Origin of the sequence: Pedobacter miscanthi, from assembly GCF_003315595.1 — a bacterium.
In the GTDB taxonomy this organism is placed as follows: Bacteria; Bacteroidota; Bacteroidia; order Sphingobacteriales; family Sphingobacteriaceae; genus Pedobacter; species Pedobacter miscanthi.
Genome location: NZ_QNQU01000047.1, coordinates 1 through 23,279, shown reverse-complemented (window position 1 = coordinate 23,279; position 23,279 = coordinate 1). Strand labels below are relative to the sequence as shown.

The 23,279-nt window shown below is 40.0% G+C and carries 20 protein-coding genes and 1 tRNA gene; 14 read left to right on the top strand and 7 right to left on the bottom strand.

The annotated features are described in order from the left end of the window. Positions 1-100: 100 nt before the first annotated feature. Positions 101-2,179: a CehA/McbA family metallohydrolase domain-containing protein gene (locus tag DRW42_RS27820; RefSeq protein WP_113952128.1), complete on the bottom strand. Its 2,079-nt coding sequence runs from the start codon at positions 2,177-2,179 to the stop codon at positions 101-103. Between the two features lie 522 nt (positions 2,180-2,701). Between DRW42_RS27820 and DRW42_RS27815 the strand changes: the two genes are divergently transcribed. Then, complete coding sequence (locus tag DRW42_RS27815) at positions 2,702-3,538, top strand: alpha/beta fold hydrolase (RefSeq protein ID WP_113952127.1); 837 nt, start codon at positions 2,702-2,704, stop codon at positions 3,536-3,538. A gap of 39 nt (positions 3,539-3,577) precedes the next feature. Here the strand turns inward: DRW42_RS27815 and DRW42_RS27810 are convergent, their stop codons facing one another. Next, positions 3,578-3,934 (bottom strand): hypothetical protein, encoded by a 357-nt coding sequence (locus tag DRW42_RS27810; protein WP_113952126.1) that lies wholly within the window; start codon positions 3,932-3,934, stop codon positions 3,578-3,580. Between the two features lie 78 nt (positions 3,935-4,012). Beyond that, the gene (locus tag DRW42_RS27805) at positions 4,013-4,708 is read right to left on the bottom strand and encodes a LytR/AlgR family response regulator transcription factor (protein ID WP_113952125.1); all 696 of its coding nucleotides are present in this window, start codon (positions 4,706-4,708) and stop codon (positions 4,013-4,015) included. Between the two features lie 247 nt (positions 4,709-4,955). Between DRW42_RS27805 and DRW42_RS27800 the strand changes: the two genes are divergently transcribed. From DRW42_RS27800 to DRW42_RS27775, 6 genes are all read left to right on the top strand, one after another. Further along, on the top strand, positions 4,956-5,576 hold the full coding sequence (locus tag DRW42_RS27800) for a peptidase M16 family protein (protein ID WP_113952124.1): 621 nt from the start codon (positions 4,956-4,958) through the stop codon (positions 5,574-5,576). Between the two features lie 144 nt (positions 5,577-5,720). Beyond that, positions 5,721-7,070, top strand: coding sequence for a M28 family metallopeptidase (locus DRW42_RS27795; RefSeq protein ID WP_113952123.1), 1,350 nt, complete (start codon positions 5,721-5,723; stop codon positions 7,068-7,070). 42 nt (positions 7,071-7,112) lie between these two features. Beyond that, positions 7,113-7,586 carry a TspO/MBR family protein gene (locus tag DRW42_RS27790; RefSeq protein WP_113952122.1) on the top strand — a complete coding sequence of 158 codons (474 nt, stop codon included), beginning with the start codon at positions 7,113-7,115 and terminating at the stop codon, positions 7,584-7,586. A gap of 83 nt (positions 7,587-7,669) precedes the next feature. Then, the gene (locus DRW42_RS27785) at positions 7,670-9,934 is read left to right on the top strand and encodes a patatin-like phospholipase family protein (protein WP_244215381.1); all 2,265 of its coding nucleotides are present in this window, start codon (positions 7,670-7,672) and stop codon (positions 9,932-9,934) included. Further along, positions 9,931-10,461 (top strand): hypothetical protein, encoded by a 531-nt coding sequence (locus DRW42_RS27780; protein WP_113952121.1) that lies wholly within the window; start codon positions 9,931-9,933, stop codon positions 10,459-10,461. The genes DRW42_RS27785 and DRW42_RS27780 overlap by 4 nt, the downstream gene beginning before the upstream one ends. A gap of 533 nt (positions 10,462-10,994) precedes the next feature. Beyond that, positions 10,995-11,561 (top strand): 2'-5' RNA ligase family protein, encoded by a 567-nt coding sequence (locus DRW42_RS27775; RefSeq protein ID WP_113952120.1) that lies wholly within the window; start codon positions 10,995-10,997, stop codon positions 11,559-11,561. Position 11,562: 1 nt separating this feature from the next. On the opposite strand, the gene tamL is transcribed toward DRW42_RS27775, so the two are convergent. Next, positions 11,563-13,992: a translocation and assembly module lipoprotein TamL gene (gene tamL, locus DRW42_RS27770; RefSeq protein WP_244215380.1), complete on the bottom strand. Its 2,430-nt coding sequence runs from the start codon at positions 13,990-13,992 to the stop codon at positions 11,563-11,565. Here tamL and DRW42_RS27765 point away from each other — a divergent pair. From DRW42_RS27765 to DRW42_RS27735, 6 genes are all read left to right on the top strand, one after another. Further along, positions 13,977-14,723, top strand: a complete 747-nt coding sequence (locus DRW42_RS27765) for a TrmH family RNA methyltransferase (protein WP_113952118.1) — start codon at positions 13,977-13,979, stop codon at positions 14,721-14,723. The genes tamL and DRW42_RS27765 overlap by 16 nt on opposite strands. Before the next feature lie 59 nt (positions 14,724-14,782). Then, positions 14,783-14,856 (top strand) — tRNA-Cys (locus DRW42_RS27760). Positions 14,857-14,890: 34 nt separating this feature from the next. After that, positions 14,891-15,061, top strand: coding sequence for a hypothetical protein (locus DRW42_RS27755; protein ID WP_029275070.1), 171 nt, complete (start codon positions 14,891-14,893; stop codon positions 15,059-15,061). A gap of 763 nt (positions 15,062-15,824) precedes the next feature. Beyond that, a complete protein-coding gene (locus DRW42_RS27745) occupies positions 15,825-16,490 on the top strand; it encodes a DNA alkylation repair protein (protein ID WP_113952116.1) in 666 nt (221 codons plus the stop codon). A 100-nt stretch (positions 16,491-16,590) separates the two neighbouring features. Beyond that, positions 16,591-17,238, top strand: a complete 648-nt coding sequence (locus DRW42_RS27740; protein ID WP_113952115.1) for an NAD-dependent epimerase/dehydratase family protein — start codon at positions 16,591-16,593, stop codon at positions 17,236-17,238. Positions 17,239-17,250: 12 nt separating this feature from the next. Beyond that, a complete protein-coding gene (locus tag DRW42_RS27735) occupies positions 17,251-18,381 on the top strand; it encodes an MBL fold metallo-hydrolase (protein ID WP_113952130.1) in 1,131 nt (376 codons plus the stop codon). A 129-nt stretch (positions 18,382-18,510) separates the two neighbouring features. On the opposite strand, the gene DRW42_RS27730 is transcribed toward DRW42_RS27735, so the two are convergent. From DRW42_RS27730 to DRW42_RS27720, 3 genes are all read right to left on the bottom strand, one after another. After that, positions 18,511-19,539: a quinone-dependent dihydroorotate dehydrogenase gene (locus DRW42_RS27730; protein ID WP_113952114.1), complete on the bottom strand. Its 1,029-nt coding sequence runs from the start codon at positions 19,537-19,539 to the stop codon at positions 18,511-18,513. A 358-nt stretch (positions 19,540-19,897) separates the two neighbouring features. Then, the gene (locus DRW42_RS27725; RefSeq protein ID WP_113952113.1) at positions 19,898-20,548 is read right to left on the bottom strand and encodes an NAD(P)-dependent oxidoreductase; all 651 of its coding nucleotides are present in this window, start codon (positions 20,546-20,548) and stop codon (positions 19,898-19,900) included. A gap of 63 nt (positions 20,549-20,611) precedes the next feature. Then, entirely contained in the window at positions 20,612-21,022 is a 411-nt protein-coding gene (locus tag DRW42_RS27720) for an Rrf2 family transcriptional regulator (RefSeq protein WP_113952112.1), read from the bottom strand. 180 nt (positions 21,023-21,202) lie between these two features. Between DRW42_RS27720 and DRW42_RS27715 the strand changes: the two genes are divergently transcribed. Continuing rightward, complete coding sequence (locus tag DRW42_RS27715; RefSeq protein ID WP_113952129.1) at positions 21,203-23,110, top strand: ABC-F family ATP-binding cassette domain-containing protein; 1,908 nt, start codon at positions 21,203-21,205, stop codon at positions 23,108-23,110. Positions 23,111-23,279: the final 169 nt, after the last annotated feature.

Sequence of the window (23,279 nt, the reverse complement as noted above, 5' to 3'; positions counted from 1 at the left end):
GTACCGATTTTATATCGGTAGTGAGTGGAGAGATCTATCTCAAGACAGATTTCTCGGCTACGTTACACTCCGCTCGAAATGACGCCCCTCGAGTGTTACTTTATTCCAGCCATACCATCTGCGTAAAAGCACCGTTACTGGCAATATCCCAGGCTTCTACCCTCACCCATTTATGTCCTTTCAAATCAACCGGCCAGCTGAAATCCTTTTTACCAAAAGCCTGCGTTGTATTTAAATTAATGCGCTTGCGGCACACTTTTTTCCCATCGCCCGATACAATTTCTGCAAAACTTAACGGGAAAGTCCAGTTCAGCTGCATGTTTACTGTCGTTTTACCGCTTGCATCAATTTTCAAGGTTTCACCTGCGCCTTTACCGTTAACATTAAACTTAGGGATCAGTACCTCGCCTGTTGAAACAAAAAACTTTCCTTTCCGAATTACATCCAGCACAGGCTGCCAGCCATTGGCATAATCAGGCACCTTATCCAGTTGCAAATAGTTCACATTTAAATGTGCATACATTTCATTCTGTTCGGTAATGGTAAAAATATCGGCCTCCGAAATCACATGTTTCCTCAAACCCCAGTTCGCCATATCATCCATCAGGTTTAATACCCTTTTACTTAAGGTAGGCAGCGAAAGATCCGCCGGAATAGCCTTCCAGGCCGCGCCCATAAAGGTTTCCGATTTAAAAAAATCTTCTTCCTTATATCTATCCGGATAACCTGTTGAGGCTTTGGTACGCGCATGTGCCGTCCAGGCCAAACCATGCTCCTGCTCCAGTAGTTTAAGCATTTCGGCTTTATCATTAACTCGGTACACTTTTCCATACTTCGGATCATTGCTTTCGAAAGGGAGATCACCTTTCCGCGACATCACCCAGTAAACCGGTTTCGGGAAAAAGGCAAGCCAGTGTCCGCCATAAAAGTTATTCGCTTCTTCCCCCGGTAGTAATAAAAAATTGGGGTCAGATAACCGTTTGGTTTGTTTAAACAAGGCATCCAGTTCTTTTAAACGGGTAGAATCTGGTCCTTTCGGGTGCCCCGGACCATGAAACTCGGCAAGCTTTACAATATTTAAGCCTGTTTTTTTAAGCACTTCAACAAATTCGGGCTTTTCAGGAACGGGTTTTCCGCTCAACACTATATCAGAGATGAACTCGTTATGAAAATGACTGGCCATCGTTTTATAACCGGGCAATGCAACATACGAATCGTTATGGGTAAACTTTTTAACTTCGGTTAAGGCGGCACCTGCTTTGCCCGTACTCAATAAACAGAAAAAATTGAGTCTCTGCTGTGTATTTGGCGGCGCATTAAACCAGGGCACATAACGTCTATCACCCAAAGGATCCTGGCGGATGCCGATACCAAAATCGGGGATCAGGTTTAAGTAATTACTGCCTTTCCAGGTAAATTTAAGGTTAAAGGCTTCATCCAAAGGATAGAAATATTGATGAGGTGCCGGAAAAACAGCCAGACTGCCGCCTGTATTTTCGCCGATTACGGTACGGTATTTTACTTCGAGATTTTTAGCAGCATCGGTTTTAGCGCCTTTTTCTATCTGCAGATTTCCTTTTACATCACTCCAAACAACATGGTTCCATATCTCTTTTTTATTCACCAATCCGGCATCGTATAAAATTGCCGTAGAATCTTTTTGGGTAGATACCACAGCCGCTATGTTAAATAAAGGGCTGCCGTTATATAGTGTTATCTCTAAAGCACCTTTAAAGTTTTCGCTTTCAATTCCATTTATCTTTACCACCGTTTGCGAGCCATAACTCGAAACACTGGCCGCTCCCTTTTTAAATTTTACCGCATTGGTAGTGTACGGCCTTGTAGGTACCCGATCGAAAAATACATCCCAACCGCCACTTTCGGGGCTTAAAGTACGTTTACCCACCCGTAAAACAAATGCAGGATCGAGGTTGACAGCAATTTCTTTTAAAGCACCCTTTTTACCCAGCTGCAAACTGCTGAATAAAGGCTTCGCCTGATCGAGGTTCAAAACCATTTTGCCAAAAGCTCCATTGCCCACCGGCCAGTTTAATACCAGCTCTTTTTTACTGGAAGACACGGTAGCCCCGTTATTTTTAAATGATTTTAGATTGACCTGACCTTTAGCATAAAAAGCTGAAAAACAGGCAATAAGTAATAATGCAATGTAATTCTTCATATTTGGTTAAACGTTTTACTAAAGCAAGATAAGGATTAATATATTAAGTTGTTAGGATTGCTAAATTGTTTAACTGGTAATTGGTTCATTGGGCATTAGTTGATTGGTTGGTTAATCGGTTAATTGTTTAAATCGGTTAACCGTATACAAATACCGAACTGAAAACCGCGAACTTTGTGCCTTCGTGTCTTGGTGGTAAAAAATTAGTCATTAGTGATTCCTTCATTGAAAACTGAAAACTGCCAACTGAAAACTGTTTGTTGGTTTGATGGTTCATAGTTGATAGTCAAATCTTCTTACGCCCTACGCTTATCAAAATAACCAGATGCTTCGCCCACTTTAATGTCCCTTAACACCTTATGGTCAACAAATAGATGAGCTCGACTAAGGACTATTGACTCCAGACTTAAGACTAAAAAAACACTGTTCACAAAAAAGCCCGTTACTTTTGTTCATTTTTTATTTTATTATAAAAAAACAGTTACATTGTTTAACTTAAATCAGAATTTAAAATAAAACATCGTGCATCCTATACTCATCAGAAATAATGTAAAGGTACTTGGCGAAGGTAGCCAGGTAATCATGTTCGCCCATGGTTTTGGTTGCGCGCAGAGCTCCTGGAAATACATGACCGATGCTTTTCTAAAGGACTATAAAGTTATACTATTCGATTATGTAGGCTCAGGCGATTCCGACCTTAGTCAATATGATAAGCTGAAGTATAGTACCCTCGAGGGTTATGCCTGTGATGTGATCGATATTATCGAAGCAGTCGACCTGCACGATGTCATTTTTGTTGGTCATTCGGTAAGCAGCATGATTGGTATGATCGCAGCATTACAGATACCTGAAAGATTTAAAAAACTGGTATTCATCGGTCCGTCTCCAAGGTATCTGAATGATGGCGAATACATTGGTGGCTTTAATGTGGGCGATCTTGAAAACATTTTTGAGATGATAGCCGACGATTATGTAGTTTGGAGCAAACAACTGGCACCGGTGGTAATGGATACTCCATTGAAACCCGAACTTTCTGATTTTTTGCAGGAATGTTTCGAAGCTACCGATCCGAGTGTGGCCCTGGCTTTTGCAATGGCAACTTTTAAAGCCGATTACAGGGATAAATTAAAAGATCTCGAAGTACCAAGCCTAACTTTGCAAAGCTCGAATGATATCATAGCACCTTTGTCGGCGGGCGAATTTATCAATAAAAATACACCTGAAAACTTTTTGGTAGTAATGAAAGCCACCGGACATTTTCCGCACATCAGTGCACCGGAAGAAACCATCAGGGAAATAAAGGAATTTATAGGCAGCAAAACATCACTTTCTACCTCCGGTCACCTGTATGCTTCGTAAACATTAGCAATCTAAATCTCAGCCAAAGAAAAAGAACGGTTATCTGGTCTTATCCAGAAATAGCAAAACTTCTTCTTTGGCTTTTCTGCATACGGTTAAAATCGCATCAACATGAAACTTTAATTGTTCAGCAGCCAGCTTTTCGTATTCAATAGCTTCGATAGCGATAATAAGTTTGGGCCTTAAACCCATCAGGTAAATGGTAGATCGCATTTTATGTACCAATCGCTTTAATGCCTCAATATCTCCCCCTTCCAGATAAGCGGCAAGCTGTATCATTTCATCTGAAACCAGTTCAACAAATTTTTCGGCCATCTCCAGTTCATAGCCCGTATCGCCCATGCTGAGTTCTTTTAAATAACTTAAATCGATGGTTTGGTACGAGTATGGTTCCATGTTTTATATCCACGTTATACCGTTGGGCAAAAACTGCTTAAACATTAACGATTACTAAATGATTTCTGGCGCAGGTTATTATAAGATTTGCATTCTTTTATTCAGGCTGGCTTTATAGGCATCAGATACCGGCACAAAACGTTTATGTAAAATCAAAGTATTGCCCTCCACCGAATCAATTTTTCCTATATTAACAATAAACGACCGGTGCACGCGTACAAAAGATTTTACGGGCAGCTTATTTTCTATTGATTTTAATGATGAATGTACTGCATGCAGTTTTTCATCCATATAAATCTTTACGTAATCTCCCTGTGCCTCGAAGTAGTTGATATCCTCCATTTTAATGCGCCTTATTACACCGGCATCCCTGATAAATACAAATTCATCATAACTATTTCCCATAAACAGGTTACTGAGGTTGTAAACTTCGTGGGCCTTATTCACAGCTTTTAAAAAGCGGTCGGGTGTAATGGGCTTTGTTATAAAATCGACAACGTTTAAATCGAAAGCTTCAAGCGCGTAGTCTTTTTTTGAAGTAACGAATATAATCAGGGGCCTTTTTTCGCCGAGGCCCTTTACCAGTTCTATTCCCGATACACCCGGCATCTCGATATCCAGAAATAATAAATCTACTTTATGTGCCGCAAGGTTTTTATAAACCTCTGCCGCATTTTCGCAGGCTGCAATCAATTTCAGGGAAGTATCAATTTTTAGTAAACGGATTAACGTATCACGGGCAATTTCGTGGTCATCTACAATCAGGCAATTCATTATTATCAGATTAACGTCACAAATAAAACTAAGCATAACCAGCAGGAATATTTTTAATGAATAAATAATGAACAAAATGAATAAAATATATATTTGCAGAAATCCGATCCCGAATTCGTCACGTATATACGCCCGTTCGTCTATGATTTTTGCCTTTCTAACGCCTTGCTATAGGTTTAAAAGCTAATCAGCCCGTAATTTTGGTTATCAATCCGAACAAAATTTAAATCCTATTTAAAAAAATAAAATGAACAAGATTAAAACAATCGCATCATCATCCCTAATCATCCTGGCTGCATTTACAGCTAAAGCACAAACATTTAAGGAGCCTGTTGGCTACAAACTTAAAAACGGCATGAACATCATTATCTCAGAGAATGACAGATCGCCTAAAGCTTATTCTAGCTTCACGCTGGATGCAAAAGCATTTGAAGGTAAAAAAGACGGTGTGGTTGAATTATTAAATGCCATACTGAATGAAAATGTTGGCAAAAACCAAAACATCAGCTTTAACGATAACAGTGGTAAACTGGCTACGGCAAGTGCAGACCTTGATAAAGATTTGATCCAGATGGCTTCATTGATCCAGAAAGCAACCATTGATCAAAAAACTTTTAACACGGCAAAGGCTAAATTGATGATTAGTTTGAAAGCGCACGATTATGATTACGATCAGTCGGTAAATGAGGCATCTATCAACGCCTTAACGTTGGAAGACGTACAAAATTTTTACAGCCAGATTTCTCCTGAAAAAACATTTTTAACCATTGCGGGTGATGTAGAATTAAGCGCAGCAAAATCTTCAGCAAAAAAAGCTTTTGGTAACTGGAGCAAAGCAGAGGTAATGACTGCTACAGTAGCAAAATAATATTAAAACCAAACAACCTGGCCCTTTGATTAGCTTCAAAGGGCTTTTTTTATGCCCAAAATGTTACATAGAAACAGATCTGTACGGCATTTTTTAATATTTCATTCGATATATTAGCTATCTAATTAAATTTTGATGATCAAGATGAAAAAAATCTACTCCATTATACTTTTTACTGCTGTAAGTTTATCCATAAAGGCGCAAACGATGGTTATCCGCAACCAGGATATCGATAAAATGGTAAAATCGGTTAGTCAGGATTCTTTAAAATCTTATATCTCCAAAATGGTTGCTTTTGGTACCAGGAGTACATTAAGTGATATTAAAAGCAAAAACAGGGGAATTGGTGCTGCAAGAAATTGGGTAGTAGCCAAATTTAACCAGTTTGCCAAACAGAGCGATGGCAGACTTATTGCTTACCTAGATACCACAACCTTTAAACCCGATGGAAAAAGGGTAGATCAGCCCACTTTACTGGGCAACGCCGTAGCCGTATTAAAAGGAACTGATGCCAACGATAAACGTGTGTATGTGGTAAGTGGCCACCTTGATAGCCGCGTTACCGATGTAATGAACAGAACCAGCGATGCCCCAGGCGCCAATGATGATGGCAGCGGAGTGGCAGGTGTAATTGAAGCCGCCCGGATTATGAGCCAGTATAAATTTTCGGCCACCATTATTTTTGTAGCGGTAAGCGGCGAAGAACAATCTTTACTGGGATCGGGTTTTATGGCTGCAAAAGCAAAAAAAGAAGGCTGGAATGTAGATGCCATGTTAAACAACGATATGATAGGCAGCAACAACAGCAGCGAAACACAGATCATAGATAACACCAGGTTACGCGTTTTTAGCGAAGGTTTACCCAGTTACGAACTCGATAAAAATGCAAAGAATATTCGCCAGTTTGGTTTGGAAAATGACGGAAAAAGCCGCCAGCTGGCCCGTTATGTTAAAGAAACCGGCGAACGTTATGTAGACCAGCTCGAAGTAAAACTAATTTACAGAAACGACAGGTTTTTACGCGGTGGAGACCATACGCCATTTGTAGAAAACGGTTTTACCGCGGTACGTATTACCGAAATGAACGAAAACTTCGATCACCAGCACCAGGACCTCCGGACCGAAAAAGGTGTTCGGTATGGCGATTTGCAGGAATTTATGGATTTCGAATACCTGCGTAAAAATACGGGCGTAAATATTGCTGTTCTGGCCAACCTGGCAAAAGCACCATCGGTACCTACCGAGGTAAAGGTAGATGTAAAAAACCTGAGCAACTCTACTTACCTGTACTGGAAAGCACCTGCAAATGGTACCGTAAAAGGTTATTATGTACTAATGCGCGAAACCAGCAGCCCGGTTTGGGAAAAGAAATTTTTCACCACGGCTAACGAGTTAAGGTTACCTTACAGCAAAGACAACTATTTATTTGCGGTACAAAGTGTTGGTAATGATGATACTGAAAGTTTAGCAGTTGTTCCGGGTATCGGCAGGTAAAACTTTTTAGGTTTTATCGTTGTTTAAACTCAAATTTACAGCATGAAATTTAAACCGGTAGCTTTTATCATTAGTATTGCCATTACGCTGGGTATCGGGGCCCTTGGCGCCTGGGCAACTGCCCAATCTGTTAAAACCTGGTATACAACACTCAATAAACCTTCTTTTAACCCGCCTGATTCGCTTTTTGCCCCCGTTTGGACAACACTTTACGTACTTATAGGCATTGCAGCTTACCTGGTTTGGATCAGGCGTGATAAAATTGTGCATTTTCCGCGTACAGTTGCCATTTATCTGATCCAGCTGATCCTCAATTTAGCCTGGTCGTTCATTTTCTTTTATCTCCGTGAAGTTGGTTTTGCCCTTGCCGAAATTATTTTACTGTTGATATTCGTCGTAATCAATGGCCTTATCTTTTATAAAATCAACAAGTGGGCAGGACTGATTTTTATCCCCTATTTAATCTGGGTAAGTTTTGCCACGCTTTTAACCTATAACATTTTCATATTGAACTGATTTTAAAAGAAAAACACCTATTTTTAGGCGTGGTAACTTTTACAAGATTTTTGCTGATCCTTTTCGTTCTGTGCTGTAACCAATTGCAAGCGCAAAAGGTTGGTTTGGTTTTTAGTGGAGGCGGTGCAAAAGGATTATCACATATTGGCACCTTAAAAGCACTAGAAGAAAACCATATTCCTATTGATTATATCACAGGTACATCAATGGGTGGTATTGTTGGTGCTATGTATGCAGCCGGTTACAGCCCCAAACAGATTGAAGAAATCGCCTTAAGCAACAATTTCCAGAACTGGGTAAATGGCCGTTACACCAGCGATTATACCTTTTATTTTCAGAAAAATGCACCAAATGCCTCTATGCTTACCGCAAAAGTGGCGATAGATACCGGTTTTCATTTTAGCTTCCGCTCCAACCTTATTAACGATATTCCGCTAAATTTTGCATTTTTGGAGCTCTTTTCACAGGCATCTGCTGTTTCAAAAGATAATTTCGATAATCTTTTTGTTCCGTATCGCTGTATGGTGGCCGATGTGCTTTCGCAAAAAAGCATTACCGTAAGCAAGGGAAGTTTGGCCGAGGCGGTAAGGGCAACCATGACGGTTCCGATTATTTACCGGCCGATAAAACTCGATGGTAAATATGTTTTCGATGGTGGTTTGTACAATAATTTTCCTGCAGATGTAATGGAAAGGGAGTTTAAACCCGATTACATGATCGGTGCCAACGTTTCATCGAAAACCTATAACGAATACCCAAAAAACATCGACGACCGTCTGATGAACCGTTTCCTGGTGTATATGTTCCTCTCCAAATCCGATTCGACTATGATCGGTAAAAACGGGGTGTACATCCAGCCCAATCTGGCCAATTATAGCGTAACTAATTTTGCCCCGGTTGCCGAATTGATTAAAAAGGGATATGATGCCACCATGGCCGATATGCCCAGGATTAAAGCGCTGATCAGCAGAAGGGTAAGCGATGAAGAATTGGCCAAAAGAAGGGAAAAATTCAATGCACAAAAACCCGAGCTTAAATTCAGCAATGTTACCGTATCGGGTGTTAATGCACAACAAAAGAAATATGTGGAAAGGCTTTTTAAAAGTGATAAAGCCACTTTCGATCTCAAAGATATTAGGCGGGGATATTACAAACTCGTAGCCGACCAGACTTTTGAAACCGTTTATCCTAAAATTTCCTATCAGGCAGCAACAGATAGTTATACTTTTGAAGTGGTGGCACAGCCAAAAAAGAGTTTTAAGCTCGAGTTAGGTGGCAATATTTCTACCAGGCCCATCAGTAATGTTTTTTTAGGTGCGCAATACAATTATCTCAACCGTAAATCATACACCTTTGGAACCAGTTTCTATTCCGGCCGTTTTTACGAATCGGTGCAGGTAAACGGACGTGTTGATTATCCAACCAAACTACCCTTATTCCTTGCTGCAGAGCTCACTTATAACCACTGGAATTACTATAACACCAGCCAGATTTTTATCGAAAACCCGCACCCTATTTACATCGAGCAATCCGACCGTAAAATCGATCTGATGATGGGAATGCCCTTAAATTATAATACCAAAATCGTTCTCCACTCAACATTCATCAATAATAGCGACCATTACAGCCCCAACAACACCTTTAACGTTGGAGATGTGCTGGATGAAACCGTTTTTAACGGGTTTAGAGGTTCCTTAAATTTTGAGAAAAATTCGCTTAACCGAAAACAATATGCCACCAACGGACAAAGCTTTTCTTTAAGCATTAATTATACCACAGGCCGCGAAAGTTACGACCCAGGCAATATCTTCCGCAATACACCGGGTTTTGTTAAAAGTCCCGAATTTAGTCGTTTGCATCACTGGGGCAGTATAAAGCTCACCCAGGAAAATTATTTTTTACACATCAAAAAGTATACACTGGGTTATATTATAGAAGGGGTAATTTCTAACCAGCCTTTATTTAGCAATTATTACGCTACTTTGTTAACTGCTCCTGCCTTTTATCCCCTGCAGGATAGCCGCTCGTTATTCCTCGATAAATTCAGGGCTACCACTTATGCCGCCGGCGGGATAAAAAACATTTATAATGTTAAAAAAAATCTCGATTTTAGATTGGAAGGTTATTTATTTTTACCGCACAAAGAGTTTGAGCTGAACAATTTTCAGGATGTAGATTATGCCAAGGCCATTACCAAAATACGATACGCCGGTACCGCAGGCCTGGTTTATCATTCACCCCTGGGACCAGTAAGCCTGAGCTATAATTTATATAACGATGCCATTAAAAGAAATGGTGTATTATTGCATATCGGTTATTTAATTTACAATAAACGTTCTATCGAATGAAACGAATCTTATTCTTATTATCCCTGTGTTTAACTGGCTTTTTTGGCTTTGCCCAAAATGCGGCAATCAACAATTTTCTGGTAAAAGAAAATCTGCTCAAAAACAATAAACTGGCCATAATTGCAGCCGATTCGTTAAACACACCCAACGAAAATATAAATGGTACCTATACCTTTAGCGTAAGCGGTTTTACACAAATCCTGAAGTTTAACGATGGTATTGCCGTTTTGCCTCTGCCTATCGATAAATCTACCTTTGTGTATATCAAACACCAGAACGATAGCGGCACCCACAGCAAATTGGTTTATGTATATAAAAAAGATACCGATTTAAGTCCCTACGCAATTAATAGCCTATGGCTGTTCATCATTCCAATTGCACTCATCATTATTGCATTTGCATTCCGTAAGCTCATTATATTCGTGGTGATCGTATTTTTGGTATTTGTGTATTTTAATCACAGCAACGGACTAAATCTTTCTACCTTTTTCGAAAGTATTTTTGATGGATTGAAGAATCTGGTCTGATGCAGCAACTCCGTCATTTCGACCGTAGTGGAGAAATCTACAGAAAAAATAATAAGCAGTTGTTCTTTGTGGTCTAAGATGTTCCCATCTGACACTAGATGACTAAGTTAATCAATGCTTCATCGCTATTTGTTTTAGAAAAGCAGTGCCTGTGGTGCTTCGGCTCTACCAGTCCCGCCCTTTGCTTAATCCCGATAATTAGTGGATAAAACAAGTTATTGCGCGATCGGGATAACGCTGCCGGTCGGGTTTATTTCACTCAGGTCTGTCATTTAACCCTAACCTGTCTCTAATATTTACGCAGGCTTTTCCGTGTTAATCCGTGCATCCGTGGCAAGAAATAACAAAAAAATCGTCATCTCGACTGAAGCGCAGCGAAACGGAGAGATCTATCTTAACAGATTTCTCGACTTCGTTGTACTTTGCTCGAAATTACAGTCTAGCGGGCGCTCTCGCTCGTTTCTAACGAGTGAGCAATCACCAATCGTTTGTAACGATTTTTAAAATACTAATAATTTTAGTAAATTTGTGCTATGGAAAATCTTTTTTTGGTATGTATAGTTCCTCCAGTTTCTATTGTAGAGGATATTGATGAAATCAGAACCTACATTTCGGAGAAATTTAATGTGCACGAATCCTTAAAAAGACCAGCACATATAACGTTATATCCACCAGTTAAATTATCATCACTGGAAGCTGAAAACAGGTTTTTCAAAGCATTGGAAGATGCCGCTTTCAGTACAGCGTTTACGCAGGTATTAAAAAATTTCAATTCATTTCCTGAACACACTTTTTTCCTCGACGTAGAAAAAAATGAGGGCATAATGAATCTTGAAAAACAGATATCAAAGCAATTACAGCCATTAAAATTAATCGAGAAAAAAGAGAAATTCAATCCACACCTCACCCTGGCATTCAGGGATATAAAACCTGTTTTTAAACAGATTACCGAAGCGTTTAAAGACCGGAAATTTAAGCGCGAATTTGGCGTTTCCTCTTTTTCTGTTTACAAACACCAGGATAAAAGATGGCAGCCTTTTAAAGCGTTTTCATTCAAAAATCCAGATACAAAAGCCAAGGCATTAAGCCTTTTCGGTTAAATTAGAATGGCATACCGATACCAAAGTTATATTGTAGGAAACGGTAAGTATCAGGTCCGTGCGTGGCATTGTAATCATCTTTAAATGCTCTTGCGCCCGATAAGAACTTACTGATCACCCATTGATCTGAACCTGTAAACTGAGGGTCTTTAAGTTTCAATCCAACATCAAACCTAAACACAAAATATTGTACATCGTACCTAAGCCCAAGGCCTGTACCCACAGCAAGCTGTTTTGCAAACTTGCTTAATTTAAATACCGTTTGTTCATCGAGAGATGGAGTTCCAACAAGGATTGATTCGCCTTTACGAAGGTTCCATACGTTACCAACATCAACAAAGGCCGCTCCTTTTAAGGTTGCACCAAAAAACTTTTTGGCCACGGTAAAGCGGTATTCAAAGTTGGTTTCAATCCGCATAGTTCCCAACTGGTCGAGTCCGAAAAATGCTTTCCGTAAAGTATCACTCCTTAAAAGTCCTCTATCATAGTTGCCCGGTCCGATAGTTCTCGCCTGCCAGGCCCTCACACCGCTCGATCCGCCTGCAAAAAACTGCTTTTCGAAAGGGATACCGGTTAGTACCGAGTTTCCGTAAGCGTAAGCCACACCAGCGTTTAAACGGGCAACAAACTGCCTTTCTCCGCCTAAGTGTTTATACCACCTTAAATCAACCTCAGGGCGCATGTATTGGTTAAAAGGCAAACCTAATATCTTTGCAGGATCATTATTTGCCGGATCATGTTTTGAGCCACCCAGTTTAGATATTCCCTGTAACAAATTTCCGGCAATATCCATTCCGGCCCTTAAATAAACAAAAGAACGGTATTCGTTAAGCTTGTTTGCATTTAAGGTATAAGTATATTTCATTCCTAAAGTCAAATCTTTCCTGCCTAACAAAGTAGAATAGTAAAGATTATTTAGTACGGTTTGCGCATCTACGTTGGGATCCAGATAGCCAAAACGGTATTCGAAGTTTAAAGGCGTAAAAGAGTGCAGTTTCGATTTCGTTTCTACCCAGTCATAAGTGATTGAATTGATAAAAATCCTTCTTACCGAAACATCTTTTTGCAGGGCATAGATGTAACTGCTCGAAAAAGTGGTATGTGGCATTCCGTTTCCACCAAGGGTAGGATTATAGAAAGGAATCATCAGTCTGGGTACGGTAATACTTGCACTGATTGAAAAATCGCGCTGGTAAATATCACTGAATGGTTTGGCGCCATTACCTATCCTCGATTGCAAACCGCCTTTTACCTGCAGTTCAAACCTTTCGGCCCCTCTAAAAATATTGTTATTGGTATAGGTATTACTCAGGTTAAAACCAACTGTACCACCATTAAACGGTACCTCACCCTCAATACGGTTACTCATCACCTTTTGTGGAATAAGCTGTATTACTGCATTTACCCTATTCGAAGTGCTGTCTCTTCTGAAATAATCAATTTTTACGTTTTTAAAAATATTCAGTTCGTATAAGCGGTCGTAAGTAAGGTTTTCGTTGCGGATATCATAAAGTTCACCCTGTTTTAAAAAATCGTAACGAACAATCGGATTTCTGCGGTAACGTTTAGAGAAATCAGTAAATATAATTCCATTTAAAGTATCCTTGCTCAGTTTATACCGTACCGAATCCGGGAAACCATCCGGATTTGGCGCAATAATCATGTGTGTATAACCAATATTAAACTGCTTGTGTGGTCCTTCATTCGGATCGTTAACATTCAGGTTTAAGTCCATTTTATTGGTCTTGGAGCTAGCCTCCGCACCATAAACATCAAAACTTACATAAGGCCTTAAAAAATAGAAATAACCGTTTTCTTTCATGATGCGGTATATCTGCTCCCTTTCGTAGGTTAACGAATCTTCATCATACTGCATGCCTTTATGCAGGTGGGTTACCCCAACTTTATTCGCCTCGTAAAGGTTCCTGATATTCGCATTTGGGATTGAATCGGTCAGTTTATCAATAAAATAGGCCGGTCCTGGTTTTGCACTAAAAATTACTTCTGCTTTCTTATTTACTACCTTGATGGCGGATGTAACCTCTGCCTGGCGGTAACCTTTGCTTTTTAAGAATTTTTGTATCTGTGTTCTCGAAATTTCTACCAAAGTACTATCCAAAATAGCGGGTGGTGTACCAAAAGGTTTGATATCGTTCGTTTTGTACCTGCCATTTTTGGTATTGAAGAGATTGTATAAAGGCACCTGGATACTGAGCTTAGAGGCCGGTCTGAGATCTTTCTGGACGTAATTGTAAGCCTGTTCTTCAAATTTCTTGTCAACGCTGTCAATCGTTACCTTTTTAACAATCGATTGGTAGTCGGCAATGTATTTTGTTGATGAGCAGGCCTGAATTAAAACAATAATAAATAGTAATATTGCAGTGCTTTTCAGTTTTATATTTATCAAGTATTGGTATGCTTTCAAAATCACAGATTAGTTTTATAAAGTCGTTACATCAAAAAAAGTACCGTAAAGAGCATGGTTTATTTATTGTTGAAGGCATAAAATCCATAAAAGAATTTATTAATTCAAGTTACCACATCCATACTATATTTTACAACAGCGAACAATACAATTTGTTACCCAAATTGCCTGCAAATATAAACTTATTTGAAGTAAAGAACGCTGAATTAGACAAGATTAGTACGCTGCAAACCCCACAGGGCTTTTTAGCACTGGTTCATATCCCTAAAAACAAACAATTAGACCAAAAAGAGCTGAAAAATCAATTCACTTTGGTTTTAGATGGCGTGCAGGATCCGGGCAATATGGGTACCATTATCCGTACAGCAGATTGGTTTGGTTTTAAAAATATCATCTGCTCGCTCGATAGTGTAGAAGTATTCAATCCCAAAACCGTACAGGCTACCATGGGATCGCTGGCGAGGGTGAATATTTTCGAGACAGATTTACCTGCATTTTTAACCGACAATAAACTCCCGGTATTCGGCGCTTTATTGGATGGCGAATCGATTTATAAAACACAATGGGGTAATGAGGGATTGGTGATTTTGGGCAACGAAGGCAAGGGAATTTCGCCCGAAGTGATCAAAAAAATAAATAAACCGGTAACCATTCCGAGGATTGGTGAGGCCGAATCGTTAAACGTTGCGGTGAGCGCCGCAATCTTTTGCGCTGAATTAGTGCGAGTTCGAAATTAAATTGAGATATTATTTGCGGGCTAACTAATAATTGCTATTTTTGCAGCCTTGAATTTAAGGGTCGAGTGGCCGAGTGGCTAGGCAGAGGTCTGCAAAACCTTCTACAGCGGTTCGAATCCGCTCTCGACCTCCATTTGTACAAATAAAATAATAAAAAGGTTATTACCATGGCAGTTACCAGATTAAAAAGAAAAGACAGAAGAAATAAAAATACAGCTCACCAAGAGGTAGCATTTTTAAAAAGAGCAACTAACATCGAGTTAGGAAGCCGTTCTGCACAACCTAAAAACGATCAATTAGCTAAAAACAATGCTGTTTTAGCTGCTTTGGCAAAATAGTTTTTAGAACTAAAAATTTTTAAAGCATCCTTCTGATCAAAGGATGCTTTTTTTATGCGCTGATTTTTTGATACAACTCCAACTGGCTCCGTCATCTCGAGCGGGCCCGATAGCTACCCTATCTTATGGACACATCTTTTTAAGGTGCTATGCTAGCTTGCTTAAAAAAACAAACTGGTTTTACCGAAGAACGACCGTCAATCCCAAGTGTNTTAAAAAAACAAACTGGTTTTACCGAAGAACGACCGTCAATCCCAAGTGTAGGGGAATCAAAAAAACAGTTGCAAAATAGAACAATTAGCACTGCCAAACATAAAACGCAGTGGTTTTGTGCTGTTTTAGCCGACCCGTTAACTGAGTATTTGCCGCACAAAACAAAGTGCCGTTGTTTTTTTGATGTGTATGGGCCTTGTGTGAGTGCACATTGCTGGATTGACGAAGCGCTTTGGGTACTTTGGCGCTCCAAAATGCGCAGCATTCTTGAACACAATTAAAAACAACATTAACTGTGAAAAACTACCATGCCCCCGCGGCATAGGAGGGAAAAAAAATATTGGTATTTGTGTCCGCGCAATAGGATAACTATCGGATTTAACGAAGTCGCAAAATCTGTCTTGAGATAGATCTCTCCATTCCGCTGCTCTCCAGTCGAGATGACGCCCCTCTTGTTGAAGTCTAAGCCTTCCTTCCATCCTTCCTTCCTTCCTTCCTTCCTTCCTTAAAAAAACCTTAACTTTAACCTATCAGATTTTTACGGAGAAATATGAACCTTACCGAAACCCTTTCTACCCTCCAATCGCTTGCAGATGAAAAAGTACGGAAACAGCACCTCAAAAATGGCGCCCGCGAAAATCTATTTGGTGTTAAAATGGGCGATATCAGAACCCTGGCCAAAAAGATCAAAACAGATCATCAGCAGGCATTAGCATTATGGGAAACCGGAAACATTGATGCCAGGATGCTCGCAATCCTGATTCTCAATCCTAAAGAATTATCGGCTGCAGAAATTGAAAAAATGGTCTCTTCTGAAAATTTTGCCTGGGCTTCCGATTGGTTTTATAACTATGTGGTTAAAGAATATCCCAATAAAGAGCAATTCCGCGAAAAATGGATGAACGCCAACGATAAAATGCTGGCCCGTGCAGGCTGGAGTCTAACCAGCGGAAGAATTGCAAGAGATCAGGAGGGTTTAGATATCCCTGCAATATTGGATCGCATCGAAAATGAAATGCCAAAAGCTGCCCCTGAAACCCAATGGACCATGAATACCGCACTGGCACAAATTGGCATTAATCATCCGGTTTACAGGGAAAGAGCCCTTGCAATAGGCGAAAAATTGGGGATTTACCGCGATTATCCCGTTTCGAAAGGCTGTACCTCACCCTTTGCTCCTATATGGATTAACGAAATGGTAAAAAGGCAGAAATAAACCAGCGCACTCTTGAGCCTTTCAGCAAAGCAAATTTGGACTTTTCAACAAAGCGTATAATGATTTAAATGTCGATCTTTGTTTAAAATTAAGGGAGAATATGAAGGTAATGATCACAGGAGCCACCGGAATGGTTGGCGAAGGCGTTTTGTTCGAATGTTTAGAAAACGTTACAGTAAAAGAGGTATTAATTGTTAACCGCAAACACTACGATCTTCAGCACCCTAAATTAAAAGAACTGATTGTAAGTGATTTTACCAAAATCGATAATTTTGAAATTCAGTTATCGGGTTACGATGCCTGTTTCTATTGTGCCGGTATCAGTTCTGTTGGCATGAAAGAGGAAAAATACAATCATATCACTTATGAAACTACCATGGCATTTGCCAGGCAACTGGCAAAATGGAACCCTGATATGGTTTTCAATTTTGTATCAGGCGGACATACGGATAGCACCGAAAAAGGTAAAATAATGTGGGCACGCATAAAAGGGAAAACTGAAAATGCCTTGATGAAACTTCCTTTTAAAGCCCAATACAACTTCCGACCGGGTTTTATGAAACCTTTTAAACAACAGAAAAATGTAAAGGTCATCTTTAAACCTGTTATCTGGATTTTCCCTATCCTGCTGCCTAAATTATCATTAACACTAAAACAGGTAGGTCAGGCCATGATCAATGCCGTACAGAAAGGCTATCCTAAACAGGTTTTAGAAATTGCTGATATCAAAGTACTGGTTGCAGATTAAATGAAACCTAAAATGCGCCGATTTTTAAAAATATTAAGGAACACTTTTCTTTCTTTATTGGTAATGGTATTGGTTTTAGCCATTATTACCTTTTTCTACATGAGGCAACCGCAATTTGGCGCTTCGCCCGAAGGAGAAAGGCTGGCCAGGATAGAAAAATCGCCCCATTATAAAGATGGGAAATTCCATAACCAGATTGAAAAACCAACCATTGCTGAAGGATATACTATTGCCGGCGAGATTTACTCTACCCTGTTTAAACACCATCCGCGCACCAGCCCTGTAGATGTTATTCCTTCTGTAAAGACCAATCTGTTCAATATTCCTTTAGATTCAAATGTATTGGTTTGGTTCGGTCATTCTTCGAGTTATATCCAGTTGGATGGTAAAAGGATTTTAATCGATCCTGTTTTCAGCAAGCGGGCATCGCCACTTCCCTGGGGTCCAAAAGCTTATAAAGGCAGTAACATTTATACCGCAGCCGATATTCCCCCTGTTGATTACCTCATTATTTCGCACGATCATTACGATCACCTGGATTATCAAACAATCGTTGCCCTGAAAGATAAAGTAAAACAGGTAATCTGCGGATTGGGTGTTGGTGCTCATTTCGAATACTGGGGTTATCCGGCAGAGAAGCTGATCGAAAAAGACTGGGATGAACAGGTTGAAGTTGGAGATAACTACACTATTTATACCGCTCCTACTCACCACGAATCAAGTCGGGGTTTAATTAGCGCAAAAACACTCTGGATGTCGTACATTATCCAATCGCCAACGATGAAGATTTATTACAGTGGAGATGGTGGTTACGATAATCATTACGCCGATGCAGGCAAAAAGTTCGGTCCGATAGATCTTGCCATTATTGAATCCGGACAGTATGATAAAGCCTGGCGTTCGGTGCATAACCTGCCCGAAGATGTACTGCAGGCGGCTAAAGATTTAAAAGCCAAACGAATCTTGCCTGTCCATAATTCTAAATTTACATTGGGAAAGCATCCCTGGGACGAACCTTTGATTAAAATTTCGGCACTTGCAAAAGCCAATAACATTCCTTTGGCCAGTCCGATGATTGGCGAAGTGGTATACCTTAACAACAGAAAGCAGCCATTTAAACAATGGTGGCTTGGGGTTAATTAAAATAGAGTCATTATTTTTTCAACACAATCGTCATGCTGTCCCGGAGTTTCGGGATCATCATCCTTCCTGCTAGATAGACCCTGAAATAAATTCAGCGTGACGACCAGGTTATAGACAACCAGACTGCATCTAAACCAATGCTTTGCAGATGCTTTTGATCAATCCCGGACCTTCGTAGATAAAACCGGTATACAATTGCACTAAAGAAGCGCCTGCATCCATTTTTTCCTGAGCGTCTTTTGCAGAGTGGATCCCGCCGACACCGATAATCGGAAATGCTTTGTTCGATTTCTCCGAAAGGTAACGGATTACCTCTGTAGAACGTTCTTTAACAGGCTTTCCGCTCAATCCGCCGGTTTCAGCTTTTAAATTCTGCTCTGTAGCCAAATTTTCCCTGCTGATGGTGGTGTTGGTGGCAATAATGCCTGCAATATTTGTTTCTGCTACAATTTCGATGATATCATCCAATTGCGCATCGGTTAAATCGGGTGCAATTTTTAATAAAATCGGACGCGAAATATCGTTTTTACGGTTGCGTTGCTGTAAAGTATTGAGGATTTTTTTAAGCGGTTCTTTCTCCTGCAGTTCGCGTAAACCAGGGGTATTGGGCGAACTAACATTCACCACAAAATAATCAACCACATCAAACAGGCGGTCGAAACATTTAATGTAATCGCTTACCGCGTCTTCATTTGGTGTAGCTTTATTTTTGCCGATATTTCCACCTACAACAATATCAGGATGTTTATCTTTTAGCAAACGCAAACGTTCGGCCATTACATCTACCCCTTTATTGTTAAAACCCATCCTGTTGATCAGAGCTTCATCATTAGGCAAACGGAACATACGTGGCTTGTCGTTTCCCGGCTGGGGCATTGGTGTTACCGTACCCACTTCAATAAACCCGAAACCTAAATTGCTTAAGGGTTCTACATATTCGCCGTTTTTATCAAATCCGGCAGCCAAACCAACGGGGTTTCTGAATTTTATCCCAAAAACCTCGCGTTCTAAACCTTTAATATGAACATCAAAACTGCTCCGGATGATGGTTTTACCCAAAGGAAACTTATCATTAAACCATTTTAACCGCTTTACAACGAAATAATGTACGTTTTCAGGGTCAAACTTGAAGAATATTGGTTTAATAAGGCTATACATGCCACGAAGATAAGAACTTATAGGTAATTATGGAAGATGGAAAATGTAAAATGGATGATGAATCTTACAAGTTGATTAGTTCACGAGCCATTAGTTCATTGGTCAGGGTGCATAAATAGGTGCATAAATACCAGTGTAATATCCAACGTTTGGTTGATGGCCTGACTTTCATAAAAGATAATCACCAATAATCAATTTTTAATGACAATCACCAATGATCCAATTATCAATAACCAATAAAGCTATCGCGATAAGCATTTCGACAATCAACCATGAACTATCAAACCATCAACGAATAACAAATGGCCAATAAACCAACTTTCCCCTCATCCATTTTCCATCTCCCATTATCCATCCTTTAGTACGCCGCAGTAAACTGCTCCTGGTGATGCGCGTTGTTTTCAAGCTCATCAGCAATTACGATCGCTAAATCCTCTACCGATAAAATTGAACGGCCTTCTTCGTTAAAAACCGGGCTTGTTTTACCTAAACGGTATTTGCCTGTGCGACCAATGGTAATACCCTGGTGCATTTCGATCGCAGGACTAAAAAATAACCAGTCCAGTTCTTTTTCCTGTTTTAAAGTGTTAAAATAATCCCTTACCGCTGTTGCTCCGGGCTTATATTCTGCTGGAAAATTAGGTCCGTCAACAATCTGATGTCCGTCGATTTGCAAAGTACCAGCGCCGCCAATAAAAATGTAACGTTTAACTCCCGCTGCCTTTACCGCTTTCTGTATAGCTTCTGCGCCCTGTACGGTATCGTTATATAAATTTGGGTTGCTCCAACCAGCATTAAACGCACTTACCACGGCATCCGCTCCTTTTAAACTTCCGGCTAATTTTTCGGTATCCAAAACGTCGGCCGCTACTTTGCTTACTTTATCGCTGCTGCTTTCAATTTTATCGGTATCGCGTGCAATGGCAACTACTTCGTTTCCACGGCTTACTAATTCATTTAAAATGGCTTTACCTACAAAGCCTGATGCTCCAATTAATGCTACTTTCATGTTATTTAATTTTTAATTTATTAATATTGTAATATTTTTTATTACAGTTATACTCAAAAAAATTTATTCAAACTTTGAGGCGAAATCTGCCAGTGTCTGTTTAGATAAATTGGCAATCAGGGCATTTTCGGCATCGCTGTACAACGAATCTAAATGTTGGTTGATCTGCCGCCCAACCGGACATTTCGGATTCGGTTCGTTTTTACTCTGCCCCAGCACATTGCTGCCCCTAACCGATTTATACACTTCGCCCAAGTTAATATCCGAAGCACTTTTAGCCAGAAATGAACCTCCGCCCTTACCTTCTTTACTCTCCACAAAACCATGTTTACGCAAATTCATGATTTCTTTGCGCACCAAAACAGGATTGATATTAATACTCCCGGCCAGGTATTCAGAACTCACCACAGCACCTTTCGCCTCATTTAATAAGGTTAAGATATGTAGGGAAACAGGAAACCGGCTATTGCTCATTCTGTAATTATTTTTATTACAGTACAAAGGTAAGAAGGTTTTATTGAAATCAAAATTTATTTGACAATTGTATCATCAAAGATTTTTTATTGTATTCGGAATGACAGAAAAAGGAACGATCTCTCCTATTTAAGTTTCGATCTGAAAAAAGCCTTTAAATTTCGTACTTTTGCAGCCGAAATGATTTCAATAAATAATTTAACATTCCTGATCGGCTCGAGGGCCTTATATGATGATGCCAACTGGCACATTAAACCAGGTGACAGGGCAGGTTTGATCGGTGCCAACGGAACAGGAAAATCAACACTTTTAAAAATAATTGTAGGCGAATATGCCCCGAGTTCGGGTACCGTTTCGATGTCGAAAGACCTTAAAATCGGTTACTTAAACCAGGATTTACTTTCTTACGATTCGCACCATAGCATTTTGCATGTGGCCATGGAGGCTTTTGAGCGCCAGAACCAGCTGCACGATGAAATTGAAGAATTGCTAAAAAAAATCGAAACAGATTATAGCGAAGAGGTTTTATTTAAACTGAGCGATAAACAGCAGGAATTTGAAGCTTTAGATGGTTATAACATCGAATATAGGGCTAACGAAATCCTGGCCGGTTTAGGTTTCAGCACAGCAGACCAGCTGCGTCCGTTAAATACCTTCTCAGGAGGCTGGCGTATGCGTGTAATGCTGGCCAAAATCCTTTTGCAGGATCCGGATATTCTTTTACTGGATGAGCCTACCAACCACATGGATTTACCTTCTATTAAATGGCTGGAAAATTATTTAATGGGTTTTGAGGGTGCTATTGTAATTGTATCGCACGACAGGTATTTCCTGGATAAGATTGTAAACCGTACGGTAGAATCGCGTAAAGGTAAATTAACTGTTTATGCAGGTAATTATAGCTTTTATGTAGAAGAAAAAGCTTTACGTGGCGAAATCCAAAAAGGTGAATTTAAAAACCAGCAGGCCAAAATCAAGCAGGAAGAACGTTTAATTGAACGTTTTAAGGCAAAAGCTTCTAAGGCAAAAATGGCGCAATCGCGGATGAAAGCTTTGGATAAAATGGAGCGTATTGAAGATGTTGACGATGAAAATCCAACGGTAAACTTCAGCTTTAAATTTACCAAACCATCTGGCCGTCACGTAGTACGTATCGAACATGCCACCAAACATTATCCAAATGTGCACATTCTGGAAGATGCAGAAGCGGTAATCGAAAAAGGTGATAAAATTGCCCTGATCGGTGCAAACGGTAAAGGTAAATCAACCTTATTGAGAATGATTGCAGGTACCGAAAAGTTCGAAGGCCTTGTAGAAACCGGTCATAATGTAACCACAACTTTTTTTGCGCAGCACCAGTTAGAATCTTTGCACCTTGAAAACGCGATTTTAGAAGAGTTACAGGCATTTGCACCAAAACATACCGATACTGAGCTGCGTAGCATTTTAGGCTGTTTCCTGTTTACCGGTGATGATGTGTTTAAAAAGATCAAAGTGCTGTCGGGAGGGGAAAAATCGCGTGTGGCATTGGCGAAATCGTTAACAACAGATTCGAACTTTTTGATTCTCGATGAGCCTACCAACCACCTGGATATCCAGTCGGTTAATATTTTGATTCAGGCTTTACAACAGTTTGAAGGTACATTTATTGCGGTATCACACGACAGGTATTTCCTTGATAATGTGGCCAACAAAATCTGGTTTATCGAAGGCGAAAAAATCAAACAATATCCGGGTACTTATGCTGAGTATGAGGAGTGGAACAGCAAGAGGGTAATTCCAATTTCAAAACCGATACCGGTTAAAATGCCTGAGAAACCCAAAGCAGAGCCAAAACCAAATACCCCGAATACAGCCAATCAGTTAAAAAAACTGAACGACGAACTGCAGAAAACTGAAAAGCTGATTACTGAGCTGGAGCAAAATGTTAAAAACATCGAAGCAGAACTGGCTGATGAAAATGTTTACGGCAATGCAGAAAAACTTGCCGAAGCCAATAAACGTTATGTAGCAACCAAAGCAGATTTAGACAAAAGCCAGGAAAAGTGGGAAAGTTTAGCTGCCGAGATTATGGAACTGGAAGGTTAGTTTAACCACAACTCAGTTTAATATACGCCGTTCCGATGTAAAAATCGGAGCGGCTTTTTTGTTTTTTGCCACTGAGATATTTTTGCCACGGAGGCACGGATTGGCACGGAAGGAATAAACCCTTCGTACCGTCCTTTAGATTTGTTTTGATCTTAATTTAAGGAGTAGA

Coding starts and splice junctions, on each gene's coding strand:
- DRW42_RS27820 (WP_113952128.1), bottom strand. CDS start 2,179: ATGAAGAATTACATTGCATTATTACTTATTGCCTGTTTTTCAGCTTTT.
- DRW42_RS27810 (WP_113952126.1), bottom strand. CDS start 3,934: ATGGAACCATACTCGTACCAAACCATCGATTTAAGTTATTTAAAAGAA.
- DRW42_RS27805 (WP_113952125.1), bottom strand. CDS start 4,708: ATGAATTGCCTGATTGTAGATGACCACGAAATTGCCCGTGATACGTTA.
- DRW42_RS27800 (WP_113952124.1), top strand. CDS start 4,956: ATGAACAAGATTAAAACAATCGCATCATCATCCCTAATCATCCTGGCT.
- DRW42_RS27795 (WP_113952123.1), top strand. CDS start 5,721: ATGAAAAAAATCTACTCCATTATACTTTTTACTGCTGTAAGTTTATCC.
- DRW42_RS27790 (WP_113952122.1), top strand. CDS start 7,113: ATGAAATTTAAACCGGTAGCTTTTATCATTAGTATTGCCATTACGCTG.
- DRW42_RS27780 (WP_113952121.1), top strand. CDS start 9,931: ATGAAACGAATCTTATTCTTATTATCCCTGTGTTTAACTGGCTTTTTT.
- DRW42_RS27775 (WP_113952120.1), top strand. CDS start 10,995: ATGGAAAATCTTTTTTTGGTATGTATAGTTCCTCCAGTTTCTATTGTA.
- DRW42_RS27765 (WP_113952118.1), top strand. CDS start 13,977: ATGCTTTCAAAATCACAGATTAGTTTTATAAAGTCGTTACATCAAAAA.
- DRW42_RS27755 (WP_029275070.1), top strand. CDS start 14,891: ATGGCAGTTACCAGATTAAAAAGAAAAGACAGAAGAAATAAAAATACA.
- DRW42_RS27745 (WP_113952116.1), top strand. CDS start 15,825: ATGAACCTTACCGAAACCCTTTCTACCCTCCAATCGCTTGCAGATGAA.
- DRW42_RS27740 (WP_113952115.1), top strand. CDS start 16,591: ATGAAGGTAATGATCACAGGAGCCACCGGAATGGTTGGCGAAGGCGTT.
- DRW42_RS27735 (WP_113952130.1), top strand. CDS start 17,251: ATGCGCCGATTTTTAAAAATATTAAGGAACACTTTTCTTTCTTTATTG.
- DRW42_RS27730 (WP_113952114.1), bottom strand. CDS start 19,539: ATGTATAGCCTTATTAAACCAATATTCTTCAAGTTTGACCCTGAAAAC.
- DRW42_RS27725 (WP_113952113.1), bottom strand. CDS start 20,548: ATGAAAGTAGCATTAATTGGAGCATCAGGCTTTGTAGGTAAAGCCATT.
- DRW42_RS27720 (WP_113952112.1), bottom strand. CDS start 21,022: ATGAGCAATAGCCGGTTTCCTGTTTCCCTACATATCTTAACCTTATTA.
- DRW42_RS27715 (WP_113952129.1), top strand. CDS start 21,203: ATGATTTCAATAAATAATTTAACATTCCTGATCGGCTCGAGGGCCTTA.